This is a genomic window from Jiangella alba, assembly GCF_900106035.1.
Lineage (GTDB): Bacteria > Actinomycetota > Actinomycetes > Jiangellales > Jiangellaceae > Jiangella > Jiangella alba.
Map to the genome: position 1 here is coordinate 3674509 of NZ_FNUC01000004.1, position 16570 is coordinate 3691078.

The window sequence follows — 16570 nt, forward strand, 5'->3', positions numbered from 1 at the left end:
GTCAGCCGGCGGTCGACTGCCGGACGACGAGCTCGGGCTGGAAGACGATCTGCTGGTGCTCGTGGTCGGGGCGGCCGGACGAGTGGTCGAGCAGCAGGCGGGCGGCCTCGTAGCCCAGCCGCCGGGTCGGCTGGCGGACCGAGCTCAGCGGCACGATCCAGTCGGCGGCGAAGTCGACGTCGTCGTAGCCGATGAGGGCGAGGTCGTCGGGCACCCGCACGCCGTGCCGGGCCAGCGCGCGGTAGGCGCCGAAGGCCAGGACGTCGTTGGCGCAGAAGACGGCGGTGGGCCGGCGGCGGCGCTGCAGCAGCAGGTCGATCGCGGCCGAGCCGGAGCGGATGTCCATGCCCTCGTTGTGGCTGACGACGATCGCCTCGGCCGGGTTCAGGCCGAACCGGGTGACCGCCTGGCGCGCACCGTCGAGGCGGTCGGCGTGCTGCCGGACCGACGTCGGCCCGGCGACGTAGGCGACGTGGCGGTGGCCGAGCTCGAGCAGGTGTGTCATCGCCATGTCGCCACCCTGCACGTCGTCGACGGCGACGGAGCACTCGCGGCCGGACCCCTGCCGGTCGAGGTAGACGAACGGGATGTCGTGCTCGGCGAGGATGCGGTGCGCCGAGCGGGTGCCGCGCGACGGCGTGATGAGGACGCCGCGGACCCGCTCGGACGCGAGCGTGCGCAGGTGCCGCTCCTCGCGGTCGACGGAGTCGTCGGAGTTGCACAGGATGACGGCGTGGTCGGCCTCGGTGGCGGCGTCCTCGACGCCGCGGGAGGCCTCGGTGAAGAACGGGTTGGAGACGTCGATGACGACCAGCCCGATGACGCGGCTCATCGCGCCGCCGAGCTGCCGGGCGTGCTGGTTGGCGACGTAGCCGAGGGCGGCGATGGCGGCGAGCACGCGTTCGCGGGTCTTGTGCGACACGATCTCGGGGCGGTTCAGCGTGTTCGACACCGTGCCCTGGGACACGCCCGCGCGCGCCGCGACGTCGGCGATGCTCACCATGTTCGGTTCCCTGCCACGCTGCACAGCGGCTCGCCCTTCGTTCCGCGCCCCGTCCCGGCGTCACACCCGGTGAGCAGGCCGGTGGTACTCGTTCCGGCCGGGCCCTGTACGGAGAGGAACGCCGCGGAGAAGCCGCCGGCCGGGACGTCCGCTCTCACAGTAGTGCCGTCGATCATCGCGGTGCGGCGTTGCCACCGGCGCGACGTCCACGCGCCGGTGTCGCCGGTGTGGTGCAGCTCGGCGGCGAGGACGGGCGCGGCCGGGCCGAGCTCGGCCCGCACACCCCCGGCGGTGACGCAGGCGGCGCCGACGGCGGGCAGCGCGGGCCCGCGGCCGAGGACCGACGACGCGAACGCGAACGGCTCGGCGAGCCGCCAGGCCGGCTCGTGCCCGTGTTCGAGCCCGGGCACGATCCGCCGGGTGACCGGGCCGGCCGGCAGCGCGGAGGTGGCGTCGAACGCGTCGAGGGGGAAGCACGGGTCGGTGGTCCCGGTCAGCCAGAGCGACGGCGCCGCGATGCTCGGCGCGTGGCCGGCGAGGTCGAACGCGTCGGTCCAGCGGTGCGACACCGCCGCGGGCAGGTCGCCCAGCAGCGCGCTCCAGGCACCGTCGCGGGCGAGCTGGCCCGCGGCGTACACACCGACGGCGTAGCGCAGCCGCGGATCCGCCGCGGCCAGCAGGAACGCCAGGTAGCCGCCCCAGGAGACGCCGCACACCCCGACGGCGCGCGGGTCCACCCCGGGCAGCGCGCGCAGCAGGCTCACCGCGTCGGCGGCCGCCTCGGTGGCCTGCGCGAGCCAACTGTGCTCGGCGACCGCGGCGAAGATGTCGTCGTGGTCGAGCCGGGCCGGGCGCCGGGCGCCGCCGGCGGCGCGTGCCGCGCCGAGGTCGAGGGCGAGCGCGACGTGCCCGCGTGCGGCCCAGTCGCGCGCCCACCGCGGCTCGGCCCGGCCGCCGCCACCGTGCAGCAGCACGACGGCGGGAGCGACGGACTCGGCCGGCCGCGCCAGCACGCCGGCCACGTCCCGCGCCGGGCCGAGGCCGTCCGGGCAGCGCAGCACGACCCGCGTCACGTCGCCGGCGGAGCCGGGGGAGCCGGGCGGGCCGGGCGCGGTGGCGGGCGGCCGGTCCCGCTCGGCCCGGGCGCGCACGTCGTCGATCCAGCGCACGGTCACGCCGCCGCGCCGAGCAGGGCCGCGAACCGCTCCCGCGCGGCGGCGACGGCGGGGTCGGCGCGCGGCTCGTACCGCACGGTCCGCGCCGACGCGGCGCTCAGGGCCCGCACGGCCGCCAGCTCGTCGGCCGTGCGCCCGCCGCGCGCCTGCACCAGCAGGTTGCCGAGCGCGGTCGCCTCGGCCGGGCCCGCGACCACGGGCCGGCCGGCGGCGTCGGCGGTCAGCCGGCAGAGCAGCGTGTTGTTCGCGCCTCCGCCGACGAGGTGGACGACGCCGGCGGGCGAGCCGGACAGCCGGGCGGCCTCGTCGGCGTAGTGGGCGAAGGCCAGCGCGAGGCTGTCGACGACGCAGCGCACGATCTGCGCCGGGGTGACGGGGACCGGCTGGCCGGTGCGCCGGCAGAACCGCGCGACCTTCGCGGGCATGTCGCCCGGCCTGGTCAGCTCGGGCGCGTCCGGGTCGGCGAGGCTGACGTACCCCGGCTGGCCGGCCGCCGCGGCCAGCAGCTCGGTGAGGTCGGGCCGCTCGCCGCCGTGCGACCAGGCGCGCAGGCACTCCGACAGGATCCACAGCGCGGTGACGTTCTTCTGGTAGCGCACGGCGCCGCCGGCGCCCAGCTCGTTGGTGAACCCGGCGGCGCGGCTGGCCTCGGTCCGGATCGGCCGGTCCACCTCGACGCCGACCAGCGCCCAGGTGCCGCACGAGACGTAGGCGAAGCCGGGGCCGGCCGCCGGGATCGCGGCGACGGCGGAGGCGGTGTCGTGGGCGGCGACCGCCGTCACCGGCACGGGGGCGCCGAGGCCGAGCTCGTCGACGACCCCGGCCCGCAGCTCGCCGACGACGTCGCCCGGGCCGAGCGGGTCGGGGAACAGCCGCCGCGGCAGGCCGTGCGCGGCGATGGCCTCGTCCGACCAGTGCCCGGCCGGGTCGAACAGCTGCGACGTGCTGGCCAGCGTCCGCTCGGCGGCGAGCCGCCCGGTGAGCAGGTGGGCCAGCAGGTCGGCGACGAAGCCGAGCCGGGCGGACGGGTCCAGCGTCCCGGCCCGCTGTTCGGCGAGCAGCTGCGTGAGCGTGTTGATCTCCTGGTTCGGGACGCCCGTGCGGCGGTACAGGGCGGCCTCGTCCAGCTCGGCGGCGAGACCGCGGGTGCGGGCGTCGCGGTAGTGGTAGGGCAGCCCGAGCAGCCGCCCGCCGGGGCCGACCAGCCCGTAGTCGACGCCCCACGAGTCGATGCCGATGCTGCGCACCTCGCCGGCGTCGGCCACCGCCCGCCGGATGCCGTCGAGGACGTGGCGGTAGATCGCCGGGAGGTTCCAGTGCAGGCCGTCGGGCCAGGCCAGCGGCTCGTTCGCGAACCGGGCGACGGTGGCCGTGGTGACCGACCGCTCGCCGACGCGGCCCAGGATGACGCGCCCGCTGGTGGCGCCGAGGTCGACCGCCAGGTACGTGTCCGTGCTCAAAGGTCCTCACCAATCGGGAATCCGGTGCCGTGAGTCTTCGGCAGCCGCCGTCCGGCGGGCAAGGAGCTGGCCGAACCTGGACACCGGACCGGCGGGCCGAGTCCGACACCGGTCACAACGGTGGACCCGGGGCCGCGGAATGAGCAGGCTCGGACGCACGTCCACCTGTGAGGAGAGCAACGTGACCGTCGTGAACCGTCTCCGCGTCGAGTACCGCGACGCGCCGCCGGCCGTCGAGGCCGAACGGCCGCGGCTGAGCTGGCAGCTGAGCAGCACCGGCCGCGGGGTGCGCCAGGCCGCCTACCGCGTCACCGTGTCGTCCGGGCCGGGGACGGACGGCGCACCGCTCTGGGACTCGGGCGTGGTGGCCTCGGCCGAGACGGTCGGCATCGAGTACGCGGGCCCGGCGCTGGAACCGCTGAGCAGTTACACGTGGAGCGTCGTCGTGACGCTGGAGAGCGGCGAGGAGGTGCGCTCGGACCCGGCGACGTTCGACACCGCACCGGACCCCGGCGACTGGGACGCCGCCGCCTGGATCACGCTGCCGCGGACGAAGTACTACCACGACGACCACCGCCCGGCGCCGTACCTGCGGCGCACGCTGGACGTCGACCGGCCGGTGCGCCGCGCCCGTGTCTACGCGACCGCCGGCGGGGTGTTCCGGCTGTGGCTGAACGGGTCGCCGGTCGGCGCCGCCACGCTGGCGCCGGGCTGGACCGACTACCGCTTCCGGGTGCCGTACCACGTGTACGACGTCACCGACGCGCTCGGCGCGACGAACGTGCTCGGCGCCGTGCTGTCCGACGGCTGGTACAGCGGCAACGTCGGGCCGTTCCACAAGCGCGAGTTCTGGGGCGAGGTGCCGGTGTTCCGCGCGCTGGTCGTGCTCGACCACGCCGACGGCTCCCGCACGGTCACCGGCACCGACGGCACCTGGGAGGGCTCGTTCGGCCCGATCCAGGCGTCGGACCTGCTGCAGGGCGAGTACTACGACGCGCGGCTGGAGTTGGGCGACTGGAGCGCGGTCCCCGCGACGTCCGGCGGCTGGCGGCCGGCCGCCGTCGAGAAGGGCCCCGCGGGCCGGCTGGTCGCGGCGCTCATCGACCCGGCCGGTCCGTACACCGAGCTCGCGGCGGTCGCCGTCACCGAGCCGGTGCGCGGGTCGTACGTCGTCGACCTGGGGCAGAACCTGGCCGGCTGGATCAGGCTGCGCGCCGCGGGCCCGGCCGGCACCATCGTCCGGGTCCGGCACGCCGAGGTGCTCAACCCCGACGGCACCCTCTACACCGACAACCTGCGCGGCGCCCGGGCGACCGACACCTACGTGCTGTCCGGCGGCGACGACGTGCTCGAGCCGACGTTCACCTTCCACGGCTTCCGCTACGCGGAGGTGACGGGCCTTCCGGGCCCGCTCGCCGCCGACGCCGTCACGGGGGTGGCGCTGTCGTCGCTGACGGGGTTCACCGGCGGCATCGAGACCGGGAACGCGCTGGTCGACCAGCTGCAGCACAACATCCAGTGGGGCATGCTGAGCAACTTCATCGAGGTGCCCACCGACTGCCCGCAGCGCGACGAGCGCCTGGGCTGGACCGGCGACGCGCAGATCTTCACCCCGACGGCGTTGTTCAACGCCGACCTCGCCGGCTTCATGACCAAGTGGATGGACGACATCGGCGACACCCGCATGGAGAACGGCGCGCTGCCCGACATCGCGCCGTGCGTGGTGCTGGAGTGGGCCCGCGAGGGCTCGCCCGGCTACGCCGACGCCGGTGTCGTGGTGCCGTGGGCGACGTACCAGGAGTACGCCGACCGCCGCCTCGTCGAGCGGCACCTCGACGCCGGGCTGGCCTGGCTGGAGTACATCCGCTCGCGCAATTCGGACCTGGTCTGGCGCGAGGGCCGCAACAACGACTACGGCGACTGGCTGGCCCCGGTGGAGACGCCGAAGGACCTCGTCGCGACGGCGTACTTCGCCCGGTCCGCGGCACTGGTCGCCGAGCAGGCGGAGGTGGCCGGGCGCGCCGGCGACGCCGCGGCGGCGCGGTCGCTGGCCGACGCGGTGGCGGCCGCGTTCCGGGAGGCGTTCGTCCAGCCCGACGGCACCGTCACGGCCGGCACGCAGACCGCGTACGTCGTGGCGCTCGCGTTCGGCCTGCTGCTGCCGGAGCAGCGGGACACCGCGGCGAAGGCGCTGGCCGAGGACGTGGAGCAGCGCGGGCACGTGACCACCGGGTTCCTCGCCGTCAGCCACCTGCTGCCCACCCTGACCGCCATCGGGCGCACCGACCTCGCCTACCGGCTGCTGCTCAACGAGGACTACCCGTCGTGGGGTCACCACATCAAGCACGGCGCCACGACGATCTGGGAGCGCTGGGACGGCTGGCGGCCGGAGACCGGCTTCCAGGACCCGTGGATGAACTCGTTCAACCACTTCGCGCTGGGTTCGGTCGGGGAGTGGGTCTACCGGCACGTCGGCGGCATCGCGGCGGCCGAGCCCGGGTACGCCCGCGTGCGCGTCGCGCCGCTGCCGGGCGCCGGCATCGACCACGCGCACGCGTGGCACGACACCGTGCACGGCCGGATCGACGTGCGGTGGTCGGTGACGGGCCGCGAGGTCACACTCGACGTCGAGGTGCCCGCGAACGTCACCGCCGAGGTCGTCGTCCCGGGCCTGGCGGTCACGGAGGGCGGCGTCCCCGTCGCGGACGCCCCGGGCGTCACGTCCGTGGTGGAGGACGGCGCGAGCACTCGTCTGGTGACCGGCTCCGGCCGCTACGAGTTCCGCGCGGCGACGCCGCACTGACCACGCGACCGGGGTCCTGACCGGGTTCGGACAGGACCCCGGCGCACCCTTGACCGGCCCGGAACACCCCCGTAACGTGCACGCAACACCGAAATTGAAGCGCTTCAAAAACCGGAGGTGGTTCGCATGCCGGAGGTCGCCATCGTCGACCGGCGGTCGTCCTGGCCGCATTCGACCGTGCGGGACCGGGCCTCCGGCGCCCGGCCGGGCTGGGCGGACGTGCACGCCCTCCCGGCCGGTCCGGACGGCGCCGGCCGCCGCGGCGCGATGCGGCTGGTCCGGCCGCGGCCCGCGGTCTCGGGGGCCGACCTCGAGCTGCTGGCGCTGCTCGCCACCGGCATGCCCGCCCCGCGGGTGGCGCGCACGCTGGCGGTCAGCGACCGCACCATCCGCCGGCGGGTCCGGTCGATCTGCGAGCTGATCGGGGTGGACACCGCGATCGAGGCCGTGGCCTGGGCCGCCCGGCGCCAGCTCATCTGACGCCGTCACACACGACACGAGGAGACACGATGACCGACGCCGAGCACATCGTCGATCGGCTGAGCCGCCAGCACATCGAGACCCAGTCCTGGGGCTACGTGAGCACCGGGACGCGATTCAAGGTCTACGACACGCCGGGCACCGCGCGCGACGTGCGCGAGAAGATCGACGATGCCGCTCTCGTCCACCGCCTCACCGGCGTCGCGCCGACCGTCGCCCTGCACATCCCGTGGGACCGCGTCGACGACTACGCCGAGCTGGCCCGCTACGCCCAGGACCAGGGCGTGCGGATCGGGTCGATCAGCCCGAACCTGTTCCAGGACGACGCCTACCGGCTCGGCTCGCTGACCAACGAGGACGCGACGGTGCGCAAGCAGGCCGTCGCCCACGTCCGCGAGTGCGCCGCCATCCTGCGCGAGGTCGGCTCGGACCGGCTGTCGATGTGGGTGGCCGACGGCACCAACTACCCGGGCCAGGGCAGCTTCCGGCGGCGTCGCCGGCACCTGGAGGACGGCCTGCGCGAGGCCTACGAGGCGCTGCCCGAGCAGGCCGAGATGATCCTCGAGTACAAGTTCTTCGAGCCGGCGTTCTACCACACCGACATCGCCGACTGGGGCCAGTCGCTGACCCTGTGCGAGGCCCTCGGCGAGCGCGCGCGGGTGCTGGTCGACATCGGCCACCACGCGCTGGGCGTCAACATCGAGCACATCGTGGCGACGCTGCTGGACCGCGGCCGCCTCGGCGGGTTCGACCTCAACAGCAAGAAGTACGGCGACGACGACCTGTTCGTCGGCGCGATCAACCCGCAGGAGACCTTCCTCATCGCGCTGGAGCTGGTCAGCGCCGAGGACGACGCGGACGAGGCCGTCGCCGGGGCGGCCCGGTCCATCCTCTACAAGATCGACCAGTGCGCGATGATCGAGGACAAGATCCCGGCGATGCTGCGCAGCGTCACGGCCATGCAGACGGCGTTCGCGAAGGCGCTGCTGGTCGACCGCGACGAGCTGGACCGCCGCCGGGCCGAGGGCGACGTCGTCGGCGCGAACGAGGTCGTCAACGACGCCTTCGAGACCGACGTCCGGCCGCTGCTGGCGCGGGTGCGCGACCGCCTCGGCGTGCCGGCCGACCCGCTGGGCGCCTACCGCGCGTCCGGCGAGCAGGAGCGGCGCAACGCCGAGCGGGTCGGGACACCGGCCGGATGGTGAGCGACGCCGACCCGGTCGCGGAGCTGGCCGGCCTCTGCCGGGCGCTGGGCGACCCCGCCGCGGGTCTCGTGGTGGCGGGCGAGGGCAACGCCTCGGGCCCCGGGCCGGACGGCACCATCCACGTCACCGCGAGCGGGAGCCGGCTGGCCGAGGCCGACGAGCGGTCGCTGGTGCGCATCCGGCCGGACGCGCTGGTCGCGGCGCTGGACCGCGACGGGAGCGACGAGGAGTGGCTGACGGCGCTGCTGGCCAGCCGGGTCGACGACACCGCGGCGCGTCCGACGGTCGAGGCCGGCCTGCACGCCGTCGTCGCCGCCGCGATGGGGCCGGTCTACGTGGCGCACACCCACCCGGTGCACGTGCTCGCGCTGCTGTGCGGCGAGCGCGGGGCCGAGCTGGCGACCCAGCGGCTGTACCCCGACCACGTCGTCATGCTCGGCGAGACGGCGTGCTGGCTTCCGTACGTCGATCCCGGGCAGGAGCTGGCCCGGGCGGCCGGCGTGGAGCTGCACCGGTTCCGGGCGAGCACCGGCCGCTGGCCGCGGCTGCTGTTCGCCGGCCACCACGGGGTCTTCGCCTTCGGCGCCACGCCGAGGCAGGCCCTCGACACGACGATCATGACCGAGAAGATCGCGCGGATCACCATCGCGGCCGCGTCGATCGGTGGCGTCACACCGCTGGCGCCGTCCGAGGTGGAGCGGATCGGGTCTCGCGAGGACGAGGCCTACCGCCGCCGTCTGCTGAGCACGTCCTGACGCCGGTTCGTCCGGCCCCGACGAAGGAGCAGCAAGCATGGGCAGAGCGATGACAGCCGGCCGCGCGCTCACGGCGGCCCTGGCCGCCGTGACGCTGACGGTGGCCGGGATCCCGGCGACGGCGAGCGGCGCCGCACCGGCCGCCGCACCGGCCGCCGCGCCGGCCGCCGCGCCGCGCACCTGCGCCGAACCGGCCGCCGGCATCACCGAGGTGAGCGTCGGCGCCGACACCATCACGGTCACCGGGTCGGTGCCGGAACGGTGCCCGCAGGCCGTCGAGATCCACGCGGTGGCCCCGACCGCCGACGCCGACGCCGAGGTCACGGCCGCGCCGGGCGCCGACGCCGCGCTGGAGGTCGTGCGGCCGGCCCGCGACGGCACCTTCCGGGCCACCGTCGACCGCATGGCCGGCGGCGTGGACCGGCTGTACAGCGGCTTCACCGCCGTCGGCGTCCGCGGCGCCGCTCGCACCGCGCTCGGCGGCGTCCACTACGCCGACGACTGGGCCTTCGACGCCCCGAACACCGCCCCGCGCCCGGAGCCGACCACGCAGAAGGGCGTGGCGGTGACGATGACCAGCGACGCCGAGGTGGTCGGCGCGGGCCACGCGGCGGTCACCGTCGGGGTCAACTACCTGATGAAGGCCGGGCCGGGCGCGCCGGGCGAGACCGTCGAGTTCGAGTACGGCGGCGAGACCTACTACTTCGACGCGTCCTACATCGACTGGCTGGACCACACCATCAAGCCGCTGTCGGACAACGAGATGCTGGTCTATCTGGTGCTGGTGCTGGTGTACGACCAGGAGCCGAACTCGTCGTTCCCGATCCTCGTGCACCCCGGCGCGCCGACCGGCGCACCCGCCGCGTTCATGACGTACGCGTTCAACACCGTGACGCCGGAGGGGATCGCGCACTACACCGCGGCCATGGAGTTCCTGGCCTCGCGGTACACCCGCGACGACGAGCGCTACGGCCGGGCGATGGACTACGTCGTCGGCAACGAGATCGACTCCGCCGGCATCTGGCAGCAGATGGGGGAGAAGACGCTGCCGGAGTTCCTGCGGCACTACGAGCCGGCGCTGCGCATCGGGTACAACGCGGCCCGCAAGTACCACGCCGACGCCCGCGTCTACACCTCGCTGGACCACTTCTGGACGACCAACGCGAACCCGTCCGACCCGCTGCGGTTCTACGACGGGCGCGACGTGCTGGACGGCCTGGCGGCGCTGACGAAGGAGCGCGGCGACTTCCCGTGGGACCTCGCCTACCACCCGTACCCGGCGAACATGCTGGACCCGCGGGTCTGGGACGACCCCGTCACCGACGACGCGGACACCCCGAAGATCACCTTCAAGAACATCGCCACGCTGCCCGCGTACCTGGACCGCCCGGAACTGCACTACGACGGCGAGCCGCGGCGGGTCATCCTGTCCGAGCAGGGCTGCCAGAGCCCCACCAACGGCGCCGCCGACCAGGAGCTGCAGGCGGCCTGCTTCGCCTACGCGTACTACAAGATCCTCGCCGCAGACGGCATCGACGCGTTCATCTGGGACCCGCAGGTGGACAACCGGCAGGCCGGCGGGCTGCGCATCGGGCTGTGGACCTGGGACGAGAACCGCACCGACTTCCCGGCCTCGCCCGGTGAGAAGAAGCAGATCTACGACCTGTTCGCGCACATCGACACGCCCGAGTCGCTGCAGCGGACCGAGTTCGCCAAGGACGTCATCGGCATCGACGACTGGACCGACGTCATCCCGGGCTTCGACCCGTCGATGATCGACCAGCGCCGGAGCACCCGGCAGGTCGGCGCGAGCGGCCACGCCGGTCTCTCCGGCGCCGTCCCGGTGTCCGGCTTCGAGGACGGCACCGGCGGCTGGCAGGCGTCGGACCACGTCGGCCGGGTCGAGGCGGTCGCCGACGACGCCGCCGCCGAGGGCGGGCACGTGCTGCGCGCCTTCTTCGACGACCCCGACGTCGTCCAGTCCAACGGGACCAACTCCAAGACCTGGCGCGGCGTCGACGTCCCGCTCGCCGCGCCGCTGGACGCGTCCGCGACGCCGCACCTGGCGCTGCAGGTCCGCCTCCCCGAACCGGAACCGGGCGCGTTCTCGCCGGTCAACCGGTTCTCGGTGCAGGTCCGCGCGTACGGCGCCGACGGCACGGTGGCGTCCGGCATCGTGGCGGCCGAGGCGGACGGGACGTGGCAGCGGGTCCAGCTGGACCTGTCGTCGTGGCCCGGCCGCGACGAGATCACCCGGATCAAGGTCTGGGCGAAGGGCAGCAGCGGCGACGACTGGGCCGGCACGTTCGACGTCGACGACGTCGTGCTCGCGGCGGACGCCGACGACACGGGCGTGGCGCCCAACCTCGACCTGCGGGCCCGCGCCGCCGACCGCGGCGCGCCCGGCTCGGAGGTCACCGTCGACGTCGTCAACAACGGCACGGCGGCGCTGGACGGCGACCTCGTCGTCGGCAGTTGCGACGGCATCACGACGACCGAGCCGAGCCTCCCGGTCGACGGGCTGGCCGCGGCCGGCGGCGCGACGACCGTCACCGCCACCCTGGAGACGATCGCGCCGGCCGACCCGGACCACCCGCTGCTGTGCCTCACCCTCGGCGAGCACCGCTACGCCGTCACGGTCGAGGTGCCGCCCCCGCCGCCGACGCTGCTCTACGACTTCGAGGACGGCACCCAGGGGTGGGCCGCCGGCCAGAACATCGTGTCCGTGGCGACGGCGTCGTCGTTCCCGAACGGCCCGCAGCGCCCGCACGGCGGCACCTACGCCCTCGACTCGGTCATGGCCGACGGTGACGTCTCGCAACCCAAGACGCTGTCGGTGCGGCCGGAGACGCCGCTCGACCTCGGCGCGGCCGACGAGGTCTACGCGTGGGTCGACGCCTACGGCGGCGTGCCCGGCGCGACCGGCTACGAGGCGACGCTGACGCTGCACAGCGGCGACGAGTCGATCTCGCAGGCGCTGCCCACGTTCGTGCCGGACTCCTGGAACCGCGTCGCCGTCGACGTGTCCGCCTGGCCGTACCGCGACGCCGTCACCGGCATCGACGTCTCGTACCGGGTGCTGGGCACCGACTTCGACTGGGTGGGCGGACCCCGTCTGCAGGTCGACGACGTCGGCATCACCGAGAACGCGGCCTCGTGGCCGGCCTGGCGGGCCGCCTGGGGCGCGTCGATCGGCGGGCACTTCGGCGGCGACAGCCGCCCGGACGCCACGTACCGGCAGACGATGGAGCTGTCCACCGGCGGCGACGCCGTGCGGGTGCGCTTCGTCAACCCGTTCTCCGACCAGGACCTCGTGTTCGACGCCGCCACGGTGGGCGTGCGGGCCGGCTCCGGCGCGGACGTCGCCGGCACGCCGCGGCCGCTGAGCGTCCTCGGGTCGAGCGAGATCCGGGTGCGCCCGGGCGAGACCGTGTACACCGACCCCGTGGCGCTGCCGGTCGCCGCCGGCGACGACCTCGTCGTCAGCACGCACGCCACCGAGTCGCTGCCGCTGCTCTCGCACGACTGGGCGCTGAAGACGCAGTACGCGACGGTGGAAGGGGCCGGCGACCACACCGGTGACGCCGCCGGCGCGGCGTTCGCGCCGGTCAGCACCAGCACCTACTGGCTGGACGCGGTCGACGTGCTCGGCACGCAGGCGCGGGGGACGGTCGTGGCGCTCGGCGACTCCATCACCGACGGCGCGGGCGCCGACCTCGACGTGGACAACCGCTGGCCGGACGTGCTGGCCGACCGGCTGAACGCGCTGGCGCCGGACGACCCGCGGCGGCGCACCGTCGTCAACGCGGGGATCGGCGGCAACACGCTGAACTCCGTCGAGAACCCCCAGGTCGGCGTCAACGGCCTGGCCCGGCTGGACCGCGACGTGCTCACCCAGACCGGCGTGAGCGACGTCGTGGTGTTCCATGGCACCAACGACATCTACGTCGGCGAGTCCGCGGCGGACGTCATCGCGTCGCTGGAGACCGCGGCCCAGCGCATCCACGACGCGGGCGCGCGGGCCGTCGTCGCCACCCTCATCCCGCGCGGCAACGGCGTGGGCTGGACCCCCGACCGGGAGGAACGACGGCTCGCCGTGAACGAGTGGATCCGCACGAACACCGTGTTCGACGCGGTGATCGACTTCGACGTCGTCGTCGACGACCCCGCCGCTCCCGGCCACATCCGGGCGGACTACGACGCCGACGGCACCCACCCCAACGCGGCCGGGTACGCGGCGATGGCCGGAGCCATCGACCTCGACCTCTTCGCCGCGCCGAGCACGCAGCAGACAGGAGCCCTTCGATGACAGCCCTGATGAGCGGGAGAACAGCGGTCCGAGCCGGTGTGCTCGTCGTCGCCGCGGCGCTGACGGCGAGCGCGTGCGGCGGCGACGACGGCGGCGGCGAAAGCGGCGGCCAGGTGACCATCACGATCGCCGGGCCCAACCAGTGGACCACCGAGCCGGACTCCTTCGGCCCGGCCTGGGAGGACCTCGTCGCCCGGTTCGAGGAGGAGGAGCCCGGCATCAACGTCGAGACGAACGTGCTGCCGGCCGACTTCGGCGACACCCTCTCCACCCAGCTGGCCGCCGGCACCGCGCCGGAGCTGATCTTCCGCAGCGTCTCGCACACGGCCGACCAGGTCGTCGCGCTGGACGACTACCTGCAGCAGCCCAACCCGTACGCCGAGGGCAACGAGCGCTGGATCGACCTGTTCAACCAGGACTACTTCGGCCCCGACGCCGTCAGCGCGCGCAACGCGGCCGGCAACTACGAGTTCATCCCGTTCAACCTGGTGATCCTCGGCCTCTACTACAACGCCGACGCGCTCGCCGACGCCGGGCTGGACGGCCCGCCGGAGTCGTTCGGCGAGCTCGTCTCCGCCTGCGGCGACCTCCGTGACGCCGGGTACGACCCGTTCGCCATCGCCTCCGGGTTCCTCTACCAGGGCTGGACGGTGCAGAACATCAGCTCGATGCTGATGGCGCACTACGCCGACGGCTGGAACCAGTACGGCCCGGACAACGAGCCCGGCACGTCGGCCACCGTCTCGATCAAGAGCATGGCCAGGGCGATCCTGACCGGCGAGCTCGACCCCACCACCATCCCGGAGGTCGGCGAGACGCTGCGGCTGACCAAGGAGTTCTACGACGAATGCGCCACCCCGAACTGGTCCGGCATCACCACCGGCGGCGGCTTCGAGGACTTGCTGTCCGGCAAGGCCGCCATGGCGTATGCGTCGAACTTCTACGCCCCGCTGCTCGACGACGTCGACTTCGAGTGGGGCGCCATGCCGTTCCCGGACGTGACGGAGCAGGACTCGCCGCTCAGCACGGGTGAGCCGGCGCGGCACGGCGCCAACACCGAGGGCACCAGCTACATGATCCCCTCGACGACGACCGGCGAGGAGCTCGAGGCGGCCGTCAAGTTCCTCCAGTTCATCACCAGCCCCGAGGGCGGCCAGCCGTGGCTGGACGGCTCCGGCGGCATCCCGTCGCTGGAGGGCGCCACCCCCGCGCCCGGGCTGGAGCCGCTGATGACCGGCGTCTGGGCCGAGCCGCTGCCCGTGCAGTCGCTGTCGTCGCTGGTGCCCAAGGCGAAGTTCTGGACCCCGATCTACGACGGCTACCTGCTGGAGTCCACCTCGCTGGAGGACACCCTGGCCGGGCTGCGCGAGGACTGGATCCAGTGGGCGAACGAGCAGGTCGAGGACGGCGGCTGGACCGACGACTGGACGCAGGGCTGACGTGAGGCGGCGGGCGGGCCGCAGCCCGCTCCACTTCCACGGCACCCGCCGCGTCGTCGGCGACCACCACCCGGCCCAGATGAGACGGAGGAGACCATGACAGGTACGGCTGGCGCGCCGCTCACCCCACCGCCGGTGCGGGAGTCCCGGGCGGAGCAGCGGCGGGGCGTGCCCTGGTTCGCCTACGTGGCGCTGGTGCCGCTGCTCGTCGTCCTGGCGCTGTTCCAGTACTACCCGGCGGTCAGCGGCATCGCGCGCTCGTTCTGGGACTGGAACCCCGGCCAGGTGTCGACGTTCGTCGGGCTGGACAACTACGCGACGATGCTCGGCGACGAGATCTGGTGGCGCTCGTTCCGCAACCTCGGCTACATCTTCGTGTTCGGCGTGGTGGCGTGGGTGATCCCGCTGATCGCGGCGGAACTGCTGATCACGCTGCGCGGCGAGCGGGAGCAGTTCGTGTTCCGCACGCTGCTCATCGTGCCGATGGCGTTCCCCGGCGTGGTGACCGCCCTGGTGTGGTCGTTCATGTACCACCCGAACAACGGGGTGATCAACCGGGCGCTGACCGCGGTCGGGTTGGGCGGGTGGGCGCAGAACTGGGTGGGCGACCCGTCGTTCGCGCTGTGGTCGCTGCTGTTCGTGGGCTTCCCGTTCATCGCCGGGCTGCCGTTCCTGATCTTCTACTCGACGCTGCGCAACGTGCCGCGCGAGATCTTCGAGGCGGCGGCCCTGGACGGGGTGGGCCGGATCCGCCGGTTCTGGGCCGTCGACCTGCCGCTGATGGCCCGTCAGGTGCGGCTGCTGTTCTTCCTGGCGGTCATCGGGACGCTGCAGTACGGGTTCATGGCCTACATCGTCACCGCGGGCGGGCCTGACGACGCCACGATGGTGCCGGTCCTGCGGATGATCAATGTCGCCTTCCAGGGCCAGGACTGGGGCTACGCGGCGACGCTGTCGACGACGTTGTTCCTGGTGACGCTGGTGCTGAGCGCGGTGGTCATGTTCGTGCGCCGCTCGGAGCCGTCCACGAACGTGAAGGGCCTGTGATGAGCACAGTCGTCGAGACCAGGACCGAGACCGTCACGGCGCCGCCGGTGGGGCGGCGGCCCCGCCGGCGCGGGCGCCAGTGGGGGATCAAGACGGCGCTGAGCGTGCTGGTGGCGGTGAGCCTGTTCCCGTACCTGTTCATGCTCAGCACGTCGCTCAAGGACAACCTGCAGTTCGCCGAGAGCTACTGGGCGCCGGTGCTGCCGCTGCACTGGGAGAACTACGCCACCGCCTGGAAGCAGATCCAGCCGTACATGGTGGCGTCCATCGTGGTGGCCGCGGCGTCGATCGTCGCGATCGTGCTGCTGTCGCTGCTGGCCGGGTTCGTGCTGGCGCGCTACCGGTTCCCGGGCCGGGGCTTCTTCTTCGCCGCGATCGCGGTGCTGATGATGGTGCCCAGCATCTCCAGCCTGATCCCGCTGTTCGTGATGATGCGCGACTTCGACCTGCTCAACACCTACCCGGTGCTGATCATCCCGCACGTGGCCGGCGGGGTGGTGCTCGGCACGATCCTGATGAAGACCTTCATCGAGGGCATCCCGCAGGAGCTGTTCGACGCCGCTCGGGTGGACGGCGCCGGTGCGCCCCGGCTGTTCCTCTCGATCGCGCTGCCGCTGTCGATGCCCGTCATCGGCACGGTCGGGCTGATCACCATCAACGGGGTGTGGAACGACTTCTTCTGGCCGCTGCTCACCATCACCGAGAACGAGCTGCGGACGGTGTCGGTCGGGCTGATGTTCTTCCAGGGCCAGGCCGGCACCGACTACGGCCCGATGTTCGCCGGCTACCTGCTCGCCAGCCTCCCGCTGCTGCTGCTGTTCACGTTCCTGTCCAAGTACTTCCTCGCCGGGGTCCAGGGCGGACTCCCCGGCTCGCACTGATCGAGAGGCTGTC

General features: G+C 73.6%; 11 protein-coding genes. 8 read left to right on the forward strand and 3 right to left on the reverse strand.

Going from position 1 to position 16570, the window contains the following annotated elements:
• Position 1: 1 nt before the first annotated feature.
• Genes BLV02_RS34650 through BLV02_RS34660 form a run of 3 tightly spaced genes read right to left on the reverse strand, consistent with a single transcriptional unit; the run spans position 2 to position 3638 of the window.
• Positions 2-1003, reverse strand: coding sequence for a LacI family DNA-binding transcriptional regulator (locus tag BLV02_RS34650; protein WP_069111313.1), 1002 nt, complete (start codon positions 1001-1003; stop codon positions 2-4).
• On the reverse strand, positions 997-2178 hold the full coding sequence (locus BLV02_RS34655) for a dienelactone hydrolase family protein (protein ID WP_069111312.1): 1182 nt from the start codon (positions 2176-2178) through the stop codon (positions 997-999). The genes BLV02_RS34650 and BLV02_RS34655 overlap by 7 nt, the downstream gene beginning before the upstream one ends.
• Complete coding sequence (locus BLV02_RS34660) at positions 2175-3638, reverse strand: rhamnulokinase (protein ID WP_069111311.1); 1464 nt, start codon at positions 3636-3638, stop codon at positions 2175-2177. The genes BLV02_RS34655 and BLV02_RS34660 overlap by 4 nt, the downstream gene beginning before the upstream one ends.
• A gap of 181 nt (positions 3639-3819) precedes the next feature.
• Here BLV02_RS34660 and BLV02_RS34665 point away from each other — a divergent pair, with 181 nt between their 5' ends.
• From BLV02_RS34665 to BLV02_RS34700, 8 genes are all read left to right on the forward strand, one after another.
• Positions 3820-6441 (forward strand): family 78 glycoside hydrolase catalytic domain, encoded by a 2622-nt coding sequence (locus BLV02_RS34665; RefSeq protein ID WP_171906733.1) that lies wholly within the window; start codon positions 3820-3822, stop codon positions 6439-6441.
• Between the two features lie 126 nt (positions 6442-6567).
• Positions 6568-6921 carry a helix-turn-helix domain-containing protein gene (locus BLV02_RS37405; protein ID WP_216094211.1) on the forward strand — a complete coding sequence of 118 codons (354 nt, stop codon included), beginning with the start codon at positions 6568-6570 and terminating at the stop codon, positions 6919-6921.
• Between the two features lie 29 nt (positions 6922-6950).
• The gene (gene rhaI, locus BLV02_RS34675; RefSeq protein ID WP_069111309.1) at positions 6951-8126 is read left to right on the forward strand and encodes an L-rhamnose isomerase; all 1176 of its coding nucleotides are present in this window, start codon (positions 6951-6953) and stop codon (positions 8124-8126) included.
• Positions 8120-8881 carry a class II aldolase/adducin family protein gene (locus BLV02_RS34680; RefSeq protein WP_069111308.1) on the forward strand — a complete coding sequence of 254 codons (762 nt, stop codon included), beginning with the start codon at positions 8120-8122 and terminating at the stop codon, positions 8879-8881. The genes rhaI and BLV02_RS34680 overlap by 7 nt, the downstream gene beginning before the upstream one ends.
• A gap of 37 nt (positions 8882-8918) precedes the next feature.
• On the forward strand, positions 8919-13190 hold the full coding sequence (locus BLV02_RS34685; RefSeq protein ID WP_141711560.1) for a DUF5722 domain-containing protein: 4272 nt from the start codon (positions 8919-8921) through the stop codon (positions 13188-13190).
• A gap of 8 nt (positions 13191-13198) precedes the next feature.
• Positions 13199-14629: an ABC transporter substrate-binding protein gene (locus BLV02_RS34690; protein WP_171906732.1), complete on the forward strand. Its 1431-nt coding sequence runs from the start codon at positions 13199-13201 to the stop codon at positions 14627-14629.
• A gap of 96 nt (positions 14630-14725) precedes the next feature.
• Positions 14726-15676 carry a carbohydrate ABC transporter permease gene (locus tag BLV02_RS34695; protein ID WP_083288600.1) on the forward strand — a complete coding sequence of 317 codons (951 nt, stop codon included), beginning with the start codon at positions 14726-14728 and terminating at the stop codon, positions 15674-15676.
• Positions 15676-16557 (forward strand): carbohydrate ABC transporter permease, encoded by an 882-nt coding sequence (locus BLV02_RS34700; RefSeq protein ID WP_083288599.1) that lies wholly within the window; start codon positions 15676-15678, stop codon positions 16555-16557. Before BLV02_RS34695 ends, BLV02_RS34700 begins: the two co-directional genes overlap by 1 nt.
• Positions 16558-16570: the final 13 nt, after the last annotated feature.

Coding starts and splice junctions, on each gene's coding strand:
- BLV02_RS34650 (WP_069111313.1), bottom strand. CDS start 1,003: ATGGTGAGCATCGCCGACGTCGCGGCGCGCGCGGGCGTGTCCCAGGGC.
- BLV02_RS37405 (WP_216094211.1), top strand. CDS start 6,568: ATGCCGGAGGTCGCCATCGTCGACCGGCGGTCGTCCTGGCCGCATTCG.
- rhaI (WP_069111309.1), top strand. CDS start 6,951: ATGACCGACGCCGAGCACATCGTCGATCGGCTGAGCCGCCAGCACATC.
- BLV02_RS34680 (WP_069111308.1), top strand. CDS start 8,120: ATGGTGAGCGACGCCGACCCGGTCGCGGAGCTGGCCGGCCTCTGCCGG.
- BLV02_RS34685 (WP_141711560.1), top strand. CDS start 8,919: ATGGGCAGAGCGATGACAGCCGGCCGCGCGCTCACGGCGGCCCTGGCC.
- BLV02_RS34690 (WP_171906732.1), top strand. CDS start 13,199: ATGAGCGGGAGAACAGCGGTCCGAGCCGGTGTGCTCGTCGTCGCCGCG.
- BLV02_RS34695 (WP_083288600.1), top strand. CDS start 14,726: ATGACAGGTACGGCTGGCGCGCCGCTCACCCCACCGCCGGTGCGGGAG.
- BLV02_RS34700 (WP_083288599.1), top strand. CDS start 15,676: ATGAGCACAGTCGTCGAGACCAGGACCGAGACCGTCACGGCGCCGCCG.